General features: G+C 48.8%; 15 protein-coding genes and 5 tRNA genes. 8 read left to right on the forward strand and 12 right to left on the reverse strand.

Annotated elements, in window-relative coordinates; translation table 11 throughout:
- Window positions 1–229: 229 nt before the first annotated feature.
- From pflB to ycaO, 3 genes are all read right to left on the reverse strand, one after another.
- Window positions 230–2,506, reverse strand: a complete 2,277-nt coding sequence (gene pflB, locus L4D79_RS28805) for a formate C-acetyltransferase (RefSeq protein WP_428657118.1) — start codon at window positions 2,504–2,506, stop codon at window positions 230–232.
- A gap of 204 nt (window positions 2,507–2,710) precedes the next feature.
- Window positions 2,711–4,225, reverse strand: coding sequence for a DUF3360 family protein (locus L4D79_RS28810; protein ID WP_428657120.1), 1,515 nt, complete (start codon window positions 4,223–4,225; stop codon window positions 2,711–2,713).
- 515 nt (window positions 4,226–4,740) lie between these two features.
- The gene (gene ycaO / locus L4D79_RS28815; RefSeq protein ID WP_428657122.1) at window positions 4,741–6,498 is read right to left on the reverse strand and encodes a 30S ribosomal protein S12 methylthiotransferase accessory factor YcaO; all 1,758 of its coding nucleotides are present in this window, start codon (window positions 6,496–6,498) and stop codon (window positions 4,741–4,743) included.
- Window positions 6,499–6,877: 379 nt separating this feature from the next.
- Here ycaO and L4D79_RS28820 point away from each other — a divergent pair, with 379 nt between their 5' ends.
- Together L4D79_RS28820 and L4D79_RS28825 are read left to right on the forward strand one after the other, a co-directional pair.
- Window positions 6,878–8,233, forward strand: coding sequence for a M20 family metallopeptidase (locus L4D79_RS28820; RefSeq protein ID WP_428657124.1), 1,356 nt, complete (start codon window positions 6,878–6,880; stop codon window positions 8,231–8,233).
- Window positions 8,230–9,711 carry a YfcC family protein gene (locus L4D79_RS28825; protein ID WP_428657126.1) on the forward strand — a complete coding sequence of 494 codons (1,482 nt, stop codon included), beginning with the start codon at window positions 8,230–8,232 and terminating at the stop codon, window positions 9,709–9,711. The genes L4D79_RS28820 and L4D79_RS28825 overlap by 4 nt, the downstream gene beginning before the upstream one ends.
- 48 nt (window positions 9,712–9,759) lie before the next feature.
- Here L4D79_RS28825 and L4D79_RS28830 read toward each other — a convergent pair whose 3' ends face one another.
- Window positions 9,760–11,478 (reverse strand): ABC transporter substrate-binding protein, encoded by a 1,719-nt coding sequence (locus L4D79_RS28830; RefSeq protein WP_428657128.1) that lies wholly within the window; start codon window positions 11,476–11,478, stop codon window positions 9,760–9,762.
- Window positions 11,479–11,765: 287 nt separating this feature from the next.
- On the opposite strand from L4D79_RS28830, the gene L4D79_RS28835 reads away from it, so the two are divergent.
- The 4 genes from L4D79_RS28835 (at window position 11,766) to L4D79_RS28850 (ending at window position 14,955) form a co-directional block, all read left to right on the forward strand.
- Window positions 11,766–12,536, forward strand: coding sequence for an ABC transporter ATP-binding protein (locus tag L4D79_RS28835; RefSeq protein ID WP_428657130.1), 771 nt, complete (start codon window positions 11,766–11,768; stop codon window positions 12,534–12,536).
- Between the two features lie 145 nt (window positions 12,537–12,681).
- Complete coding sequence (locus L4D79_RS28840; RefSeq protein ID WP_428657132.1) at window positions 12,682–13,458, forward strand: ABC transporter substrate-binding protein; 777 nt, start codon at window positions 12,682–12,684, stop codon at window positions 13,456–13,458.
- A gap of 76 nt (window positions 13,459–13,534) precedes the next feature.
- The gene (locus tag L4D79_RS28845) at window positions 13,535–14,275 is read left to right on the forward strand and encodes an ABC transporter permease (protein ID WP_428657134.1); all 741 of its coding nucleotides are present in this window, start codon (window positions 13,535–13,537) and stop codon (window positions 14,273–14,275) included.
- Window positions 14,276–14,277: 2 nt separating this feature from the next.
- Window positions 14,278–14,955 (forward strand): ABC transporter permease, encoded by a 678-nt coding sequence (locus tag L4D79_RS28850; RefSeq protein WP_428657136.1) that lies wholly within the window; start codon window positions 14,278–14,280, stop codon window positions 14,953–14,955.
- Between the two features lie 68 nt (window positions 14,956–15,023).
- Here L4D79_RS28850 and grxB read toward each other — a convergent pair whose 3' ends face one another.
- Both grxB and xthA read right to left on the reverse strand, forming a co-directional pair.
- Window positions 15,024–15,674, reverse strand: a complete 651-nt coding sequence (grxB, locus tag L4D79_RS28855; RefSeq protein WP_428657138.1) for a glutaredoxin 2 — start codon at window positions 15,672–15,674, stop codon at window positions 15,024–15,026.
- A gap of 89 nt (window positions 15,675–15,763) precedes the next feature.
- Entirely contained in the window at window positions 15,764–16,570 is an 807-nt protein-coding gene (gene xthA / locus L4D79_RS28860; RefSeq protein ID WP_428657140.1) for an exodeoxyribonuclease III, read from the reverse strand.
- A gap of 204 nt (window positions 16,571–16,774) precedes the next feature.
- Here xthA and L4D79_RS28865 point away from each other — a divergent pair, with 204 nt between their 5' ends.
- Both L4D79_RS28865 and L4D79_RS28870 read left to right on the forward strand, forming a co-directional pair.
- Entirely contained in the window at window positions 16,775–17,026 is a 252-nt protein-coding gene (locus tag L4D79_RS28865; RefSeq protein WP_428657142.1) for a GlsB/YeaQ/YmgE family stress response membrane protein, read from the forward strand.
- Window positions 17,027–17,175: 149 nt separating this feature from the next.
- Window positions 17,176–18,138 (forward strand): glutathione S-transferase family protein, encoded by a 963-nt coding sequence (locus L4D79_RS28870; RefSeq protein ID WP_428657144.1) that lies wholly within the window; start codon window positions 17,176–17,178, stop codon window positions 18,136–18,138.
- 30 nt (window positions 18,139–18,168) lie between these two features.
- Here L4D79_RS28870 and L4D79_RS28875 read toward each other — a convergent pair whose 3' ends face one another.
- The 6 genes from L4D79_RS28875 to L4D79_RS28900 form a co-directional block, all read right to left on the reverse strand.
- A complete protein-coding gene (locus L4D79_RS28875) occupies window positions 18,169–19,881 on the reverse strand; it encodes a response regulator (protein ID WP_428657146.1) in 1,713 nt (570 codons plus the stop codon).
- Between the two features lie 194 nt (window positions 19,882–20,075).
- Window positions 20,076–20,160: transfer RNA gene (locus L4D79_RS28880), tRNA-Tyr, on the reverse strand.
- 79 nt (window positions 20,161–20,239) lie between these two features.
- Window positions 20,240–20,324 (reverse strand) — tRNA-Tyr (locus tag L4D79_RS28885).
- An 81-nt stretch (window positions 20,325–20,405) separates the two neighbouring features.
- Window positions 20,406–20,490 (reverse strand) — tRNA-Tyr (locus L4D79_RS28890).
- 83 nt (window positions 20,491–20,573) lie between these two features.
- Window positions 20,574–20,658, reverse strand: a tRNA-Tyr gene (locus L4D79_RS28895).
- A gap of 83 nt (window positions 20,659–20,741) precedes the next feature.
- Window positions 20,742–20,826: transfer RNA gene (locus L4D79_RS28900), tRNA-Tyr, on the reverse strand.
- Window positions 20,827–20,839: the final 13 nt, after the last annotated feature.

Below are 20,839 nucleotides of genomic sequence, written 5' to 3' on the forward strand. Positions count from 1 at the left end.
CTGCGCGAGTATGGCTTGTGTAAGCCAAGCCTATTTTATTTGAGTTGTTTAGCGCGAATAGTAGAGAAAATGTTACTCCTTTGCAATACGGCGTTTGGTATATTGAGTGTTAGCGAGGAATAAAATAAACCGGTTTGATAAAGCGGATAGACAGGCAATAAAAAAGCCGATCTTTGCAGATCGGCTTTTCTTCTCATTGCCTATGACAGCAATGGCCTAAGGCTCTAAATTATAGAGACTCAGTGAAAGTACGAGCGATAACGTCTTTCTGCTGTTCTGCAGTTAGAGAGTTAAAGCGTACAGCGTAACCCGATACACGGATAGTTAGCTGTGGGTACTTCTCAGGGTGCTTAACAGCGTCTTCTAGCGTTTCGCGGTTAAGAACGTTAACGTTCAGGTGCTGACCACCTTCGATGCCAGACTCGTGGTGGAAGTAACCATCCATAAGACCTGCAAGGTTAGAACGCTGAGTATCCTGCTCTTTACCTAGTGCGTTAGGTACGATAGAGAAGGTGTAAGAGATACCGTCTTTCGCATCAGCAAATGGTAGTTTACCTACTGAAGTTAGAGACGCTACCGCACCTTTCTCATCACGACCGTGCATTGGGTTTGCACCTGGTGCGAATGGTGCACCGGCTTGACGACCGTCAGGCGTGTTACCCGTCTTCTTACCGTATACCACGTTTGAAGTGATAGTCAGGATAGACTGAGTAGGAACCGCATCACGGTAAGTCTTAAGCTTACGGATCTTGTTCATGAAGCTAGAAACAAGTTCACAAGCGATGTCATCAACGCGAGAGTCGTTGTTACCGAACTTAGGATAGTCGCCTTCGATAGCGAAGTCGATTGCGATACCGTCTTCGTCACGTACTGGCTTAACTTTAGCGTACTTGATAGCAGCTAGTGAGTCAGCAGCAACAGAAAGACCAGCGATACCACAAGCCATAGTACGGCGAACGTCACGGTCGTGTAGAGCCATAAGCGCTGCTTCGTAGCTGTACTTGTCGTGTGAGTAGTGGATTGCGTTCAGTGCAGTCACGTACTGAGTTGCTAGCCAGTCCATTAGGCTGTCTAGACCAGCGTATACTTTGTCGAAGTCTAGCACTTCGTCAAGCATTGGCTCTGCCTTTGGACCAACCTGAATTTTCAGCTTCTCGTCCACACCACCGTTGATTACGTATAGTAGTGTTTTAGCAAGGTTTGCACGCGCGCCGAAGAACTGCATGTGCTTACCGATAACCATTGGTGATACACAACAAGCGATAGCGTAGTCATCGTTGTCGAAATCAGGACGCATTAGGTCGTCGTTTTCGTACTGGATAGAAGAAGTATCGATAGATACCTTCGCACAGAAACGCTTGAAGCCGTCAGGTAGCTGCTCAGACCATAGAACAGTGATGTTCGGCTCTGGAGAAGGACCCATAGTGTATAGCGTGTTTAGGAAACGGAAGTTAGTACGCGATACTAGCGTACGACCGTCAACACCCATACCACCCATTGATTCTGTTGCCCAGATTGGGTCACCAGAGAATAGCTCATCGTACTCAGGAGTACGTAGGAAACGAACCATACGTAGTTTCATTACGAAGTGGTCGATCATTTCCTGAGCTTGAACTTCAGTGATCTTACCTGCCGCGATATCACGCTCGATGTAGATATCTAGGAAAGTAGACGTACGGCCTAGAGACATTGCCGCGCCGTTCTGAGATTTAACCGCTGCTAGGTAGCCGAAGTATAGCCACTGGATAGCTTCTTGTGCGTTAGTTGCAGGCTCAGAAATGTCACAGCCGTATTTCGCTGCCATTTCTTTCATTTGACCTAGTGCACGGTGCTGCTCTTGAATCTCTTCACGAAGCTGCATAGTCATCTGTAGGTCATCGCCCTTCTCTAGTTTCTCTTGTAGAGAATGGAATTGAGCAACTTTTTCCTTGATTAGGAAGTCGATTCCGTAAAGAGCAACACGACGGTAGTCACCGATGATACGACCACGGCCGTATGCATCAGGAAGACCTGTTAGAACACCAGACTTACGACACTTAAGGATGTCTGGAGAGTAAACGTCGAAAACGCCTTGGTTGTGCGTTTTACGGTACTCAGAGAAGATCTTAGATACTTGTGGGTCAAGAGTACGGCCGTACGCTTTACAAGAACCTTCGATCATGCGCACACCGCCGTTAGGCATGATTGCACGCTTAAGAGGCGCTTCAGTCTGAAGACCAACGATAGTCTCTAGATCTTTGTTGATGTAACCTGCGTCGTGAGCAGTAATGGTAGAGACAAGAGAAGTATCAAAATCAACAGGAGCGTGAGTGCTGTTTTCCTGCTTGATACCTTCCATTACCTGATCCCAAAGCTTGTTAGTTGCTTCAGTACCTTCAGTAACTAGGAAAGACTCATCACCCTCATATGGAGTGTAGTTTTTCTGGATAAAGTCGCGAACGTTAACGTCGTTCTGCCATTCGCCTGCAGCGAACCCTTCCCAAGCTTTAGCAAATTGCTCTGCCATGACATACCTACCTTTTTAGTAGAAAAAACACGTACTGCGGTGACTGTTGAGCCAGCCTCACCAAATGGTGAACAGCACACTTTATATAAACAATAATACGGATAACCAAACAACGTGTCAGGATAGTGACGGCTTGATTATTCGTATTAGTGCTATCGGCACTAATGGAGTAGGGCAGTGCATGCACTGCCCTGTATACATTTCTTACAGTAGCGCTGGAATACCGTATTGGCCTTCAAGCATACCGACTGCCAGCATCGCAACCAAACAAATGATTAGCGCGCCTGCTGGAATGATGATTTTATCAACAACTGACAGCTTAGCTGCACGTTCTTTGTTACCGATTAGACCATTGTTGTCCAGCAGCATGGTTAGTGCCCATGCTAGAACAGGGTTAGCAACGATTGCTGCGAACACACAGATACCAGCAGCCTGTGAGTCTTTGGTGTCTTTCACCATCTGAACACCCGCTTCCAGAAGCGGCAGGAATACACCTACAAGCAGTGCGATACGCATTACTGGTGGCCATACTGCTACGTCCATTGGGAAACCAAGGATCGCGACGATGATACACATCACACCCAGCAGAATTGCACCTGCTGGAATTGGACGCTTGGCGATACCCGCAGGGATAATATACGTACCCCAAGATGAAGTGATGTTACAACCACCTACCGCTGTACCTACCATCTGGCGTAGTGAACAGGTTGTCATGGTGTCATCAACGTCCATCAGAACGCGGTCAGTGCCTTTCGGGTAGTTCAGCTCTTGGAAGATACGGTGACCAAGGAAGTCTGGTGACCACATTGCTACCGCAAGAATTGCAAACGGAAGTGAAGCAATGAACTGCTCAATACCTGGAAGACCAAGCATCCAACCTTGCTCTGTACTACCCCACCAGTACACTGGGTTTAGGTTAGGCAAACCTGTTTCGGTTTCGAATACTAGGTCAAAGCCCGCACCAAGTGCAAGGGAAACCAGTAAACCGGTTATCGCACAAGCTGGAATCGCCAGCCAACGCTTGTTAACTTTGGCTAGGTAGGCGTAAAGAATAATGTTTACAGCCAGCACGACCAAGCCGATGTAGCCCAAGCTACCTTGTGCAACATCCGCACTCTGAAGGCCGACAGCCCAAGACTGGATATCGCTGATCTGGCTCATTGCCCCGGTAAAACCGAGGAAGATGAGCAGGCCACCGGCAACCCCCTCACTGGTGAGGTTAACTAGCTTCGAACCACCCTTGAAGTAACTCAGCAACAGGCCGAAGACACCAATAAGGATAGCCAGCGCAAGTGGGTGGGCACCAGCAAGGGCAATGGTACCGATCAACGGGATCATTGGACCGTGGTTACCCGCCAAGTTGGCGCGTGGGTTAAAAAATCCCGAGGCAAGAATACAAAAAAGAAGGGCTGGGATTAGCATTTCAACACGGGCAACTTCGATGGCAAATGTTTTGCCAAGTTCCACGTGATCCCAAGCTGCCGTCAGGCCATCAGCCCAAGACATAGCAACCGATGAGTACATCGCGATAATTGCAATCGTACCCGCTAGCGCAGGAACCAGATCTTCAAGCTCAAAACGGAAGTCACGGCCAGGAAGGTTTAGCTTCCAGCGGCGCGGTTTCATAATTTTCAGCTCATGATCAAGATAGTCGGAACGACTAGCGAAGTCAGATGCAGGGCGGTGTTGCTCCTGATAACTTCTTTCTTGTGATGACATAAGTGCCTCGTTCTACATTAAAAAATAATTATTATTTATATTGTTGGTTGAAACTGACCCAACAAATCTGCCTATTGTATGAATTTAAGCCAAGCAGTTGTTAAGTGTAATTTAATTTCACCAAATTTGGCTGCAGTGTACCGCTTGTCCATTTAAATGGAATTGATCTCGATCACTCTCGCTAAAATTTTGTAAGTAAATCACCAAAAAAAATTGAGTGGAAATAGCAATTGTTGCGAAATATGAAAGAAACTTTATAACAAAAGTAAATTTGTGAAATGTGAGCTGTCCCGTATTTTTGTTTTTATAGCATTGTTTTTATTGTGGTTATTAGTTTGAAGTGCGTTTTTGTCGGGCTACAGGCGTGTTACCTAAAAAGTAGCAGCAAAGTGAAAGCAATTTGCATAATGCATTCAACTTTTTTTGAATGAAATGAAAGCGCGGATATGTAATCAAAGTACAGAATGAGCCCAGCCTGATAGATTACAGTCTGGGCTCAACGTTGCAATTTTAGCTTAGTTCTGCGTTTTTGCTGTTTGCAGCTTATGGTATGACTGCAGCAATTTTTGGTGGGCTGGGAATTGACTCATGGCCAGATCGCCCGCCGCAAGGCCATAGAAGCGCACGCTGCCTTCAATTGAGCCCCAAGCGGCGGCGACAGTCTCTGCGCCGAACTCACGCTCGAACTCAGCTTTTAACGTGGCTGGGTCATGTTCTTCGTCCAGGGCCAACTTTAGGCTGTCGACTAGGCAGTGGAAGAAGTTGGCTCGATCAGCGCTGTAAGCTGATGCATTAAAGCCAATACTCCATTGTGCGTATTCCTGAGCCAACTCAAGATCGCCGCCCGCCAATGCAATCAAACATTTCAGTTCACCGACTCGCAGGGTTTGCCATGCATCACCGGTGTCGGGCGCCATGCCAAGCATTGCATGTAGGAGTGTGTTGTCGTCGAACTCTTCTTCGACAATATGGAACATTTCAGCGTACTGCTCCGCATCCCACTCAATGGCCGGAAGCGCCAGCAGCACCTCGCGTAACTCCAAGGCGATATTGTTGTTGGCGTCAATCAGATCTTCTACCGGAGCCACTTCAGACCAGCCCGGTACGATAATACGGCAGCAATTCACACCAAGGTGGTCGTGATCGGCGATGTAGACATCGGCGCCTTCAGCATGCAATAGGCCGACCAAATGATTGAAGTGCTCTTCAGAGGTACCGTTGATGTTCCAGTCGGCGAAATCAAAACTGGGTTCAGGCTGGAACAGCGTCGGTGAAACTAAGCCTGCTGACTCTGCTAACTGGTTTTCCGGAGCGTAGTCAATATTACTTGCTGAGGCGTTGGCAGAATGCACAAGGAGAACATGAAGCTCATCAAGGCTTTGGCCCTGCAACAGCTCAGTGATAGCGCGCTCGAAAGCAATCTCGAAACAAGGGTGCGCACCGAAAGATGAGAAACTCGCACTATTGTCTGGGTTGGAGAGTGCGATGCAGACCACTGGGTACTTACCGCCAAGGGAAGCATCATAGCTTTTAATTTGGAACCCTTTCGCTTTGAGTGCGTCTATTGAACCCTGGATTTTGGCAAACCGGGTAAGCACTGGTTCTGGGATTTCCGGCAGGCTGATTTTCTTGTCAATCACGCGGCTTTTGATCTTACGCTCGATGATATCGGTTAGGGCCTGAGTGCGGGCGTCGAATCGACTATTACCTGTGGATATACCCTTTGAGGCGTACAAGTTGCCGATGATGTTGACCGGCATGTAGATCGTTTCCTTGTCGCTTTGGCGTTCGAACGGCAGGGTGCAGATCCCGCGTTCCATGTTGCTCGATTGCAGGTCGACCAGATCGGTTCCCAATAGCTCAAGGGTAGGATCGTAAAACTGGGTCAGGCGCTCATCCAAAATGTCTTCTGGAGGTAAGTTTTCCTCAAGATCGATGGGGAACCACTTTTCGTTCGGGTAATGGACGAATTCGCCATTGGCAATCGCTTCGCCCAAATAGTAGTCGTTGTAGAAGTCGTTGGTTGCCAGGCGCGCGAGATAGTCGCCAAGAGCTGATGCCAGAGCGGCCTTTTGGCTTGTCCCCTTACCGTTGCTGACGTTCATTGGTGCATCTATATCACGGAGCTGCACAGACCAGACATTGGGAAGCGGGTTGTGCCACGAGGCACTTTCAATGCTGTCAATATTGAAGCCAAGAGCTTGGAGTTGAGTTTGGAAACGCTCAATGGTTTCTTCTAGCGCGGCGTCTTTACCGGTTATAAATGTTGTCATTATCGATCTCGTCACAAGACAGGAGGTTGAATGGCGCGAAGTATAACTAATTATGAACAAGATGCCTAAATGTGGCCGGAATAGGAACGCGATACGATTCAGTTCTCGGCTTTACCGAACATATTGATGAAATGCGGAGTTGCGCTATTTGACGTCACTTGGCGAAGGAAACATTTTGTCGATATTTTGACCGCAGTCCCATCTTGTGCGGGCGACCAGTGAAAGTAGTCACAGTTATTCCCTATTTCTTGTAGCAGAATGAATTGGTCAGACGAGCTCCAACTAACTAATAATTCTGATTTAAAATAGATATTCACTACTTATGTCGGTGGGCGTTCGTCTATGCAGACAAAAGTAGATGAAATCAAAGAGGGATACGATGAAAGCAACAATAGCATCAAATATCGACGCGCTGCGTGATGACTATATTGCCGCAGTGACGCGTTTGGTGGCGATACCCAGTGTGTACCAGGAGGATGATAGCGGTAAGCCGTTTGGCAAGCCGATTGACGACTGTTTGGATGAAACACTGAAGTTATGCCATGACCTTGGGTTTGCCATCTATAAGGATCACAAAGGATATTACGGCTATGCCGAAATCGGTGATGGCGAGCAAATGATAGGGGTATTGGGCCATTTGGATGTGGTACCAACCGGTGACATGTCGGCTTGGCATTCCGATCCGTTTAGTCCTGAGATCCGCGATGGTCGTTTATATGGGCGCGGAACCCAAGACGACAAAGGGCCAACGCTGGCCGCCATTTATGCGGTGAAGGCCCTGCTGGATAGCGGTGTGGTGTTGAATAAACGCGTCCGCTTTATTTTCGGCACTGATGAAGAAACCTTGTGGCGCTGTATCGACCGCTATTTGGAAAAAGAAGAAGTGCCAAGTTGCGGCTTCACACCTGATTCCGCCTTCCCACTTATTCATGCCGAAAAAATGCTGATCCAATCTTGGCTGCATGGCCCTGGTGATAATTTACTTTCGCTTGAATGTGGTGGCGCCCTCAATGCGGTGCCAGAGCTGGCCAAATATGAAGGTCCGCTATGGGAAGAGTTGGCCGCCAAGCTCGATGAGCTGGGTTATGACTTTACCGCAGAAGATGCCGAGGTAACGGTATTTGGCAAGGCTGCGCACTCTGCTGCCAGCGATACCAAAGGGGTCAACGCGATTGCCCGCCTGTGTTTGGCGTTAAGCAGCATAGGGGTGACTCACCCGGCGATTAAATTTGTCGCCGAGCAAGTAGGTGAAGATGCCAATGCCAAAGAGATCTTCGGTCCTATCGAAGATGTCAGTGGCCGTTTGACCTTCAATGTTGCCCAACTTGAGCTCAGTGAGCAGGCAAGCAAGATCGGGATTGATATCCGAGTGCCAGTCTCGTTCGAGAAAGCGGACTTCGATAATGATATTCAGGCCGTCGCCGAGCAGTACGGTTTGCGCTACGAGGAATTTGATGTGCTACCTTCCTTGTATGTGCCTGCAGAAAGCCCGGTGATCCAAACCCTGATGAACGCTTACCAAGAGATCAGCGGGGATATGGACAGCGAGCCGATGACATCCGGTGGGGCAACCTATGCCCGTGCGATACCGAATTGTGTGGCCTATGGGGCAATTTTCCCTGGCCGCGACAAGGTAGAACACATGCCGAATGAATATTTGATTATTGATGACATGCTCAAAGCAATGAATGTGTATGCCAACGCGATTTATCAGCTGCAGGGAGTAGAGCTATGACCACGACCACAGAGGCTGGCAAAATGAAACGATCTTTCAAAATGCCGACTGTTTATACCATTCTTTTTTCCATTATCGCCCTTGTTGCCTTGCTGACATGGATCATGCCAGCGGGTAAGTACGACTATCTGGTCAATGGGACTGATGTGGTGATCCCCGCGGCTGAAGTGCTGGATTACGACGGCGGTGAGCGGTTACTTCCCATTCCCGGTACCTACCAAGAGCTGGAATCCTCGCCTCAGGGGATGATCGATATCTTGATGGCCCCGATAAAGGGCTTCCACAAGGCCGTTGATGTTGCACTGTTTGTGCTGGTGATTGGTGGTTTCCTTGCCGTGACCATGCGCACTGGTGCGATGGACTCCGGTGTGGCGGCGATTGTCCGTAAATTCCGTGGCCGCGAGCAGATGATGATCCCGGTATTGATCACCTTGTTTGCACTGGGTGGCTCTACCTACGGGATGGCTGAAGAAACTGTGGCCTTCTGGGCGGTGATCCTGCCGGTAATGGCGGTGGCGGGCTACGACCGTATGGTAGCTGCAGGGATCATCCTGTTGGGCTCAGGGGTCGGTGTACTTGCCTCAACCGTTAACCCATTTGCGACCGGTATTGCTTCCGGGTTTGCCGGCTTGCCAATCGGTGACGGTATCGTACTTCGTGTTGTCCAGCTCGCGATTTTGATTGTGTTGGCATCGTGGTACGTCATGCGCTATGCCTCAAAGGTCAAAGCGGATAAAGCCAACTCGGTACTGGCGGATATCGAGTTCAACGATGAATTCTCCCATGTCAGTGAAGATACCGGCGAGTTCACTACCAAGCAGAAGTGGACCATGGGGATCTTCTTTGGTGCCTTCTTGGTCATGATCTACGGTGTTATTCCTTGGGAAGACATGGGCATCACCGCGATCCCAACGCTGTGGTGGTGGTTCGATGAGCTGTCTACCTTGTTCTTGGCGTCAGCTATCTTGATTGCGGTTATCAACCGTATGCCTGAAGGGGATTTCATCAAGACCTTCATCGAAGGGGCTAAGGATCTGATCGGCGTGGCACTGGTGGTTGCGGTTGCTCGTGGTATCTATGTGGTGATGGATAACGGTGTGATCATCGATACTATCCTGAACTGGGCAGAAGGTGTGGTGACCGGCCTGTCTTCAGGTGTATTTGTGGTCGTGACGTACTTTGTCCATATCGTGCTGAGCTTCTTTATTCCATCGACCTCTGGCTTGGCAACGGTCTCTATGCCGCTGATGGCACCGCTGGCTGACTTCTCGGGCATTGGCCGTGATTTAATTATCACCGCTTACCAGTCTGCGAGTGGTTGGATCAACATCTTTGCTCCAACGGCTGGCCACTTGGTTGCTGGTTTGGCATTGGCGAAAATCCCTTACGAGCGCTTCCTGAAATGGGTGATGCCGTTTGTGGTTATGGTGTTGGGTGTCACTGTTGTGCTGCTGTTTGTTGGTGCGGCAATGGCGTAAGTCGTATTCCGGCTAATCTAAAAAAAGCGAGCCTCATGGCTCGCTTTTTTATTGATGCTTTTTGGGCCTCAAGGCGAGCACATGTAGCAGGCGTTCGGGGGCTTGTGGCCAGATCAACGGGCTGGCAACCGGATTATCTTTGGTAAACCAGCCTTCGAAGTTACGGGTATTGTACTGGTAGAACTCGACGGTGTTGTATAGCGGAACGGTGACTTGCTGGCTGGCTATGATCTGGTTGAGCTCACGAATGATCTGGTGACGTTGTTGGTTGGTTGTCGCGATCGGAAATTGTGTCAGTAGCCTATCGACCCGTGGGTTTTGGTAATAATGCATCGCATAACGCGGGTAGTGAGGAGCCTGATAGGTGCTGTTGAACGCCGTATCAAAGTACTTGAATGGGGTAGGCCCCTGTGGGTAGTTAGTAATCGCCAGCTGGTAGTCGGCATGGGCGAGGCGGTCATTGAATTGTAGGAAGTCAGCCTGAACAGAGGTCACATTGATCCCGACTTGGCGCAGCATTTCGCTGATCAACTGGGCCGTCGTATTGAAATCAGACCAACCTTTTGGAGTGATAATCGTCAGTACTAACGGCTTACCACCCGGTAGATCACGCCACCCGTCGCCATTGCTGTCGGTTAGGTTGATGCGATCGAGCAGATCTTTTGCCAGCATCGGATTATAGGAGACATAGGGGCGGTACTTTTCGGTGATCATAGGATCGGCCCAGGAGCGGAAGCGTTCGCTCATTCCCGAGGCATAGCGGGATGGCTCACCTTGTCCGAAAGCGGCAATATCGATCAATAGCTGGCGCTGCAAGGTCATCGAGATTGCGCGGCGAAATTCAACATGGTTGAACAGTTCACGCACATCAGGATCGGCAACCTTATAGTTAAACATCAAGCTGACGTTGCTGGCGGGTGGTAGCCAGTATTTGAAGTCAGGTGAATAGGACGCGTAATGGCGCTCGATATCGGGGATAAAACTGCCCGTCCAGTCGAACTCACCCTTAGAAATTCTTGAAATGAAATCATCGTTGGTGGTGACTTTTGGGTAGCGCAAGCAATCAATATGTAGGCTGTCTGCTTGCCAATACTCGGGATTGGCACACTGTAAGTAACCGTTTTCATCCAGTGCTTGTATGTCGGTAAAAGGGCCGGTGCCGATGGGGTCTGAGTTGGTGAATTGGGCAAAATTATCCACCAACTGCCATTGGTGTTTTGGCACGATGGGAAGCAAAACAAGGGTGTAGGCGACCAGAGCATTAGGCTTTTTCAGCCTGAAATGTACCTCATTTTTGTTACGTTTTTCGACAGACTCAACCCATTGCCCAATGCCATGTGAGTCAAGTTCTGGATATTTAAGCGCAATGGAAAATGAGAAAATAACATCATCGGCACTGAATGGTTTTCCATCCGACCAGCTCACTCCTTCACGAAGCGAAAAACTGATCCCCATTAAATCTTTGTCGAGTTGGTAACCCGTCGCCAGGCGGTATTCAGGCTTGTTGTTTTGCAGCGTATTGAAGATGACTAAAGGCTCAAACATGAACTCATGCGTTGTAGGCATGCTTGCTTTGGAAAAGGGATTAAAGTTGGCAGTTACCGCATCTTTATATTCCGGCACCACGGTCAGAATTGTTACAGATTGTGGCTGGGAGGCATATGAATAGCTAAACGGATAAAACGTGCTAAAAACAAACAGTAACAGACTGGCGATGTAGCACGCCGAGCGTGTTGAATTTACTGTAATTATTGATTTATCAAACATATTTAACCCAGCTATCTATTTTCCCACTTAAATTACCGCATGCTGGTAAATAGTTCAATGTAGGTGAAATACACGTTAGTCGCTGTTTTATTCTTAAAATGTGACTGGTTATTCTTCCTTTGTGCTGGTTAATGAAATGTTGCCAAATTTTATTTCTAGTGATACCGTCGATAAAAGTGTTCGCAAAACAGGCAGCCTTTTGCCTTTTTTGTGCAGCGAGATCCCACTCATTCAAAGATACGGTGAGGGGATATTGGTAATTCACGGAGTAACAGGAGTTGGCGCACATGGCAGGTGAAGTGGCGCTTGATGTAAGGGATTTGCATAAGTCTTTTGGTCAGAACGAAGTCCTTAAAGGTATATCGTTAACGGCCCACCGTGGTGATGTAATTTCGATTATTGGCTCTTCCGGTTCGGGGAAGAGTACTTTTCTGCGTTGTATCAACCTACTTGAAATACCGACTCAGGGCGAGATCTGGGTCAACGGTGAACTGATTAAAATGAAAAATAATCGACAGGGAGAATTTCTTCCTGTTGATGAAAAACAAGTGCAGCGCATTCGTTCCCGCCTCGCGATGGTTTTTCAGGGCTTTAACCTATGGTCACACATGACTGTGTTGGGCAACGTTATCGAGGCCCCTGTCCACGTGTTGGGAGTGCCCAAGGCCGAGGCAATTGAACGTGGTGAGGCATTGCTGAAAAAGGTCGGCCTGTATGAGCGCCGTAATTATTATCCTGGCCATTTATCGGGTGGGCAGCAGCAACGTGCCGCGATTGCCCGGGCCCTGGCAGTAGACCCTGAAGTCATGCTGTTCGATGAACCGACATCGGCCCTTGACCCAGAGTTGGTGGGTGAAGTATTGGGGGTAATGCAAGACTTGGCACAAGAAGGCCGGACCATGCTGGTGGTGACCCACGAGATGGCCTTTGCCCGTGATGTATCAAATCAGGTGATGTTCCTGCATCAGGGGAAAGTGGAGGAGCAGGGCGATCCAGCCAAGCTGTTCTCGAATCCAGAGTCGGAGCGTCTCCAACAGTTTATTTCATCGATCTACTAAGCAAACTTGCAACAAGCAACTCATATAGCAATTCATATTGTAACGAGTGACCCAGGGGACCTGTTTGGGGATAGGAAACCAGCGAGATGAAGGGCCACAAGTGAAGTGCAATACAACAGGACTAAAAGTACAGCAGGAGTAAATAATGAAAAAATGGATTTTGGCAGCAGCGGTAGTGACAGCATTGGGTACCACAGCGGTACAGGCAAAAGAGTGGAAAACAGTGCGCTTCGGAATTGAAGGTGCTTATCCTCCGTTTAGCTGGACCGAGCCAAACGGCGAGCTACGTGGCTTCGATGTGGATATGGCCAATGCGCTGTGTAAAGAGCTGGAAGCCGAATGTAAAATCGTTGCACAAGACTGGGATGGCATTATCCCATCACTGCTAGCGCGCAAGTACGATGCCATTATCGCGGCGATGTCTATTACCGAAGAGCGTAAGAAACGTGTCGACTTTACGGGTAAGTACGCCTTGATCCCAAACAAGTTTGTTGCCAAGAAAGGCACTGATATCGACTTCACCAAAGAAGGGCTTGATGGTGTCAAAGTGGGTGTTCAGCGTGCGACGACTCACGACAAATACCTAACCGATAACTTTGATGGTTCGGTGGAAATTGTTCGCTACGGCTCATTTGATGACGCTTACCTTGACCTGAAAGCAGGCCGTATAGCCACTGTTCTGGGTGATGCTTCAGCGCTTGAAGAAGGCTTGCTGAACAAGCCGGGTGGTGATGGCTATGAGTTTATCGGCCCATCGCTGACGGATCCGAAATGGTTCGGTGACGGCTTTGGTATTGCGGTTCGCAAGCAAGACAAAGATCTGACCAAGCAGCTTGATGAAGCCATCAAATCATTGCGTGAAAAAGGGGTTTACCAGCAAATCGCATCGAAGTACTTTGCTTACGATGTTTACGGTGACTAATCAGTAGAACCTTGCTGTGATCCTGAAAGGTAGCCTTTTAGGGTCACTCTCCTAAGCAGTAAGAAGGAGCTTCCTTTTGATTGATTTGAAAGGTTATGAATGGTCACTGGTGGAAGGGGCATGGCTTACCCTGCAAGTCGCTTTGCTATCACTGGTGCTGGCGATGGTGCTGGGTATGCTGGGGGCACTGGCAAAGCTATCCCCTTACCGCTGGGCGCGGGCTATTGCCACTTTCTATACCACGGTGATCCGTGGCATTCCTGATCTGGTATTGATGATGCTGATCTTCTTTGGCGGCCAGATGCTGCTCAACGATAGCCTCTACCGGATCAATGAGTTTCTCAATGGTCATTTCACATCTTCGGATCCAAACCATGAATGGACCGCCTATCTACCCGATTATATTGAAATCAGCCCGTTTATCGCCGGGATCTTAACGATTGGCTTTATCTTCGGCGCCTACATGGCAGAGACCTTCCGTGGTGCGATTATGGCTGTCGACAAAGGGGAGCTGGAAGCAGGTAAAGCCTATGGTATGAGTGGCTTCCTTTCTTTTCGCCGTATCTTGCTGCCGCAGATGGTTCGCCATGCCTTGCCGGGATTCGGCAACAACTGGCTGGTATTGCTGAAAACCACCGCTCTGGTGTCGGTGATCGGGCTTGATGACATGGTGCGTAAAGGTTCGCTGGCGGCAGGGACGACTCAAATGCCATTTACCTTCTATATGGCTGTAGCGGTTATTTTCCTTCTCTTTACCTCGCTCTCGACCACTGGCCTAAAGTGGGCAGAGCGTAGATTCAGTATTCACACGAGGTAGGTATGGACTTTAGTATTCTGACTGACTCGTGGCCAATTTATTGGCAGGGGTTGTATACCACGGTATGGCTGGTGGCCGTTGCTTTGGTGGTTGGCTTGGTGATTGCGATTCCGATAGGCATTGCTCGTAACAGCAAGATGCCATTGGTTTATCTTCCTGCGTGGGCGTTTATCTACTTTTTCCGTGGTACGCCGCTGCTGATCCAGCTGTACTTGATTTATTACGGTTTGAGCCAATTGATTATTGTGCAAGGCACATTGTGGCAGGAGGCGTGGTTTTGTGCGCTAGTAGCCTTTGTGCTCAATACCGCAGCCTATACCGCAGAGATTGTCCGTGGTTCGATAAACAGTATGCCAAAAGGCGAAATTGAAGCGGCCAAGGCGTATGGCATGAGCCACGCTCAGGCTTTCCGTCGGATCATTTTGCCAAGCTCACTGCGCCGTGCGTTGCCGGCTTACAGTAACGAGGTGATCTTCATGCTTCATGGCTCGGCGGTGGCCGGTATCGTGACGATTGTTGATCTCACCGGGGCGGCGAAAATCGTTAATTCCCGCTATTACGCGCCGTTTGAGTCTTACTTGTTTGCCGGTATGTTCTACATGATACTGACGTTCATCATCCTGTGGGGGTTCCGCAAGCTTGAGGGACGTTGGATGAGGCACTTGCGGCCATTGTCGTAATGACCCTGTCAGTGAACGGTATAAAAAAGCCCAGCCAACTGGCTGGGCTTCTTGTTTCTGTAATCCGGTTACACCGCGATATCGTCATATAGCGATGTTGACGTCAATGCGGCAACTTCATCAATGTACTGGCGGATACGGCCAGGAAACTGGACGCCTTTAACTACCGTCAGGTTGCGTAGCGACGGGAACAGATTGACGTCGTCGTAGCTCAGGACATTGTTACGCTCAGATGGCAACTGAAGCCAAGATAACAGTTCAAAGGAGGCATTGAGCTCGATCAGGTATTCCTCGGTCTTGCCGAAGGCATCTTCAAAGTCCTGCTCGATCATGGCGGTTTTGTTCTTGGTAAACCACGCCTTGGCTTCTTCGCATTGGAATTCAGGTAGTTCGACCTTCATCCAGCGCGGGTATAGCAAGCGGCTGCTGAATGGGCGGGCGATATTCGACCAAGTGCTGATGTTGTTATCATTGCTACCGGTTGCCAATACCGGATTGCTATCAAGGGCGTCGATATACGCGGCGATATCCAAACTTTCAGCCATGTAGCTGCCATCTTCTTTTTGCAAGATAGGCACGAGGTTCGCGCCGACCTTGTTGATACGTGCATCCACGTCATGGTTCTGCAGGTATACCAGTTCAATATCAGCCTTCTTCAGGCCTGCCACCATCATGGCCTTGATACAGAAAGGGCAGTGATCAAATACAAACAGTTTCATCTTCTCTCCTTGTGAGTCAACTTGCGCACTGAATTGCCAGTGAGGGGAAGTCGCTTCCCGCTCACTGATGTAACTTGCTTAATCGGGTCTTACTTGAAGGTTGACCAAATCGGCGCGTGGTCAGAGGGTTTTTCGATACCACGCAGTTCGTAGTCGATGCCCGCTTCAACGCAGCGTTCAGCCAGGGAAGGCGTAGCCAGAACCACATCAATGCGCAGGCCACGGTTATCGACAAAGCCTTTAGAGCGGTAGTCAAACCACGAGAACTGATCGTCAACCTCAGGGTGAAGCTGGCGGAAGGTATCAATAAAGCCCCAGTCCAGCAGCGTTTTCAGCCATTCGCGCTCGATCGGCTGGAACGAACACTTGCCCGTTTTCAGCCAGCGCTTGGCGTTGGCTGGGCCGATACCGATATCCAGATCAATTGAGCTTATGTTGATATCACCCATCACAATGACGTCTTCATCGTTGTTGTGGTGATCGTTGAGGTAAGTCATCAGGTCGGCGTAGAATTTCTCTTTGGCCGGGAACTTGGTCTCGTGACTGATGTTGTCGCCCTGTGGGAAGTAGCCGTTCAATACCGTTACCTTGCGGCCATCTTCTTGTTCGAAGGTGGCCATGATCATACGACGCTGGGCTTCTTCGTCATCGGTTGGGAAACCTTTACGTACTTCAATTGGCTCTTGCTTACACAGCATTGCCACGCCGTAATGGGCTTTTTGACCATGGTGGTAGACTTTGTAGCCCATGGCTTCGACATCTTCAATCGGGAAGGCTTCGTCGTGGACTTTGATTTCTTGAAGTCCAATCACGTCAGGCTGGTGTTTGTCTATCAGGGCTTGCAGTTGGTGAAGGCGAGCGCGAAGGCCGTTGATATTGAAGGAGATGACTTTCATTATTTTATCCAATCTGATTTGGTCATAGGACTATTTTGTCCCGAGCAATGTTATCGATACTAACACACATTACGAAAGCCATTGAACAGGCTGAAGTACAAAGGAGGACGAGGGGTTCGGTATTGCTAGTATTTGTCCAAGCCGTAAAACCTCGACTAAGCTCAAGCTTGATCGACTTACTATGAAGCAAAGCGAGGTCAGCATATGGGTGTTATTTCGTGGATTATTTTAGGACTCATCGCCGGTGCAGTGGCGAAGTGGTTGATGCCCGGGGATGATGGTGGCGGTTGGATAGCAACAATGGGGTTAGGTATTGCCGGTGCTTTCGTCGGAGGCTGGGTAGGATCGTTTATTGGCCTTGGCGCGGCAACCGGCGTCAATTTTGGTAGTTTGGTGACAGCGACGTTCGGAGCGTTGATCTTGTTGTTCGTTTATAACAAGTTCATACGGAAATAATGTAGCAGGCCTGGCTGGGTAGTCGTTGAAGTTGTTCAAGTAAGTTGATTATCTTGTTCAGTTTCAGCCACCGGACATTTTGCAAGCCGCTTCCTATAATCGATGCATAGTTGAAAAGAGACGTAAACGGTTTAAACGAGGAGCGGCTGATGGGCAAGTTAGTGAAAGGTGTTTGGCATGATGTTTGGTATGACACAGAAAACAACAAGGGCGAGTTTATCCGTGAGGATGCCGGGTTTCGCAATTGGCTAACCGCCGACGGTCGTACAGGGCCCAATGGTGAAGCCGGTTTCAAGGCTGAATCAGGCCGCTATCACCTTTATGTCTCGCTGGCTTGTCCGTGGGCGCACCGCACGCTGATTTTCCGCGCGCTCAAAGGCTTGGCGCCTCATATTGGCGTTACCGTTGTTAGCCCGGATATGCAGACCAAGGGCTGGGAGTTTTCACAACCTGAGCCCCTGTATGGTTTTGAATGCCTGCACCAGGTTTATACCAAGGCCAAGAGGGATTATACCGGCCGGGTAACGGTACCTGTGCTTTGGGATAAGAAAACAGAAACCATTGTCAGCAATGAGTCGTCTGAAATTATCCGGATGTTTAATGACGCATTCAATGACATCACGGGCGATCAGCAGGACTTCTATCCTCATGCTTTGCGTCAGGAAATTGAGCAGTGGAATGACTTTATTTATCCCAATATTAATAACGGAGTCTACCGTTGCGGCTTTGCCACTACCCAAGAGGCGTATGAGGAGGCTTTCGATAGCCTGTTCCATGCCCTCGATAAGCTGGATAGCCACTTGGCGACAAGCCGGTATTTGGTGGGAAATAGGCTAACAGAAGCGGACTGGCGCTTGTTTACAACGTTAGTTCGATTTGATGCGGTGTATGTTGGCCATTTCAAATGTAACCTCAAGCAGATTGCTGACTATCCGCATATTCAGGGCTACCTCAAAGAGCTCTACCAGTACCCTGCAGTGGCGGAAACGGTCGATATGTACCATATCAAACGTCATTATTACTTCAGCCACGGTATGATCAACCCAACCGGCATTGTCCCCAAGGGCCCAGAGCTGGATCTATTGTCGCCGCATGGCCGTGATAGCCTGTAACCACGGTTTTTTATTCAGCCGCTCCAATGCCTATCCAGCGTTTTCTGCCTCAAGGAAACGTTGGGTTTGTTTTTTGTAGGTGAGTGCCACTTTGTGCTGGTGAGGTGATGCCTTCTTACTGGTCATGCCTTCTAAAATCTGCTTGCGCCAGGTTTCCAAATCGCCAGGTAGCGGCATGGAGCTAATGGCCTTCATGCTGCTTCTAATTTCCCTTTCATTGCCCATATTAAGCTCAAGCATACATTGCAGGTAACCTAGGTTGGCTTCGCTGCAAAGTGGATATTCATGGACAATGTTCTGGTACCGGACGAAGGCTTGCTCTGAGGAAGTAGGTAAAAGGGTATAGGCCTCTTTCAGTTGGCTCTCAAGCTGCTTGATCCGTTCGGCAAGATGGGTTTGTTGTTTGATGTCGTTGAGCCTGTTTTGGCTGTGGCCATCGAAACGGTTTCTTTTATCAATGGCTTGCATGCAAGTGTTGATCAGCTGGGTTTCACCGAAATGGACCAATAACGGGAGGACGTCAGCGATAACAACAGATGGTAGCTTGGGAATCCTATCGAAGAATTGGGATAGACCCAGCAGCATTCTTCGCTTGGCTTTTAAAGGCTGTGCATTAGCCAGCAACAACCGGCTCATGACAATATGGCTGTAGGTGGTTAGAAACGGCTCCTGGGCGGCCATCACTCTTGAATAGGCACGGTTGTTGATTCGTTGCAGCTCGGTCTTGAGTCGTTGTCGGTTGGCCAAGGATGTCTGATTGAAATACAGCTGCTCGAAAATAGCCATGTATTCGGCTAGGCAGATAATCCAATCGACATCGATGATTGGAAGGTGATTGGCAAGATTGTGTCCTGCCTTAATAACTTGATCATTACGGTCGAGATCTGCTGCAAGCTGGGCAACTTTGAGGGCACGATGACTAATACTCGGGGTGAGTTTGAGCGCCTTTTGCGCTGACTCCAGAGCATCATAATAGGCTTTGTCTTGCTCTTGGTAGATAGCAAGGTAGTCATAGAGCTCGATGTGTAGTGGTGACTGCTGAAGCTGGCATTCCAATATATGGATTGCTGGCTTTATTTGGTTATTGTGGTGAAGTATCTTCGCTAATATAAGGCTTAACTTTGGTGACGGGTGGTGCTTCTTCAGTATGTTGGCGTACTTTTCGGCTTGTAGCCATTGGCCGTCTTCAATCAATAAATCCAGCAGAAGCCCTTCAAGTTTGTGATGGTAGCCAGCATGCATCAGCTGCTTTTTACACAGGTTGATGGCTTTGTCTCTGTCTTGATTGATGAGAGCTTTATAAACCGGGGTTCTCAAGGCGCATTCATTGAGGGTTGCGGTTAATTTTGCTTTAACGATTTCTGTTGTGATCGGCTTGGCCATGAAGCTGTCTGGCTCAACGGACATGCTGGTCAAAATAACTTCGGCGGAATGATCACCGGAAATCATGATAATGCCACAATAGGGGGAGATGAGTTTTTTACGGCGAAGTAAGTTAATCAGCTCGGTACCTGTGAGTGGCCCTTCCAGATGATAATCGATAAGTAAGACATCAAAGGCATTATGTTCACAATGCTGTTGCGCCTGCTGGTGATCGAGTGCGGTATCGACGTGGGTTAATCCAATTTGCTGCAAAATTGACTTAAGCATAGTGGTGGCTAAGCGCTGGTCGTCGACAATCAAGGCCTTCACTGCATGCAGGGGCAATACTTGTCCTCGTAATTGGCTTTGATTTATTGGCATTTCCCTGTCCTAAAACCATATGCTACTGATTGAATCATAGGCATACAAAAAGACATTTGCAAAATAAGGGTATTAAGTTTGTGAGTTGAAAGTAGAATTTTGAATGTATCATTGGGAGTCATAGAGGGAACAGGGATGAAGGGAGAAAGAAGGTATGAAAAAAGCCAGTAGTTTTCACTACTGGCTTGGAATGATGGTGGAGGGAGATGGATTCGAACCATCGAAGGCGGAGCCGTCAGATTTACAGTCTGATCCCTTTGGCCACTCGGGAACCCCTCCACGGGGTATTGCTAATTGTTTGGCTTTAAAAGCCAGAAAACTGTTGGCCACTCTTGCGAGTTAACAATTTTCGAAATGATGGTGGAGGGAGATGGATTCGAACCATCGAAGGCAGAGCCGTCAGATTTACAGTCTGATCCCTTTGGCCACTCGGGAACCCCTCCACGGGGTGTTGCTAATTGTTTGGCTTTTAAAGCCAGAAAACTGTTTGGCCACTCTTACGAGTTAAACAATTTTCAAAATGATGGTGGAGGGAGATGGATTCGAACCATCGAAGGCGGAGCCGTCAGATTTACAGTCTGATCCCTTTGGCCACTCGGGAACCCCTCCACGGGGTGTTGCTAATTGTTGGCTTTATTACTAAGCCAGAAAACTGTTGGCCACTCTTRCGAGTAAAACAATTTTCGAAATGATGGTGGAGGGAGATGGATTCGAACCATCGAAGGCAGAGCCGTCAGATTTACAGTCTGATCCCTTTGGCCACTCGGGAACCCCTCCACGGGGTGTTGCTAATTGTTGGCTTTATTACTAAGCCAGAAAACTGTTGGCCACTCWTACGAGTAAAACAATTTTCGAAATGATGGTGGAGGGAGATGGATTCGAACCATCGAAGGCAGAGCCGTCAGATTTACAGTCTGATCCCTTTGGCCACTCGGGAACCCCTCCACGGGGTGTTGCT

It is taken from the genome of Photobacterium satsumensis (assembly GCF_050336935.1).
GTDB lineage: Bacteria > Pseudomonadota > Gammaproteobacteria > Enterobacterales > Vibrionaceae > Photobacterium > Photobacterium satsumensis.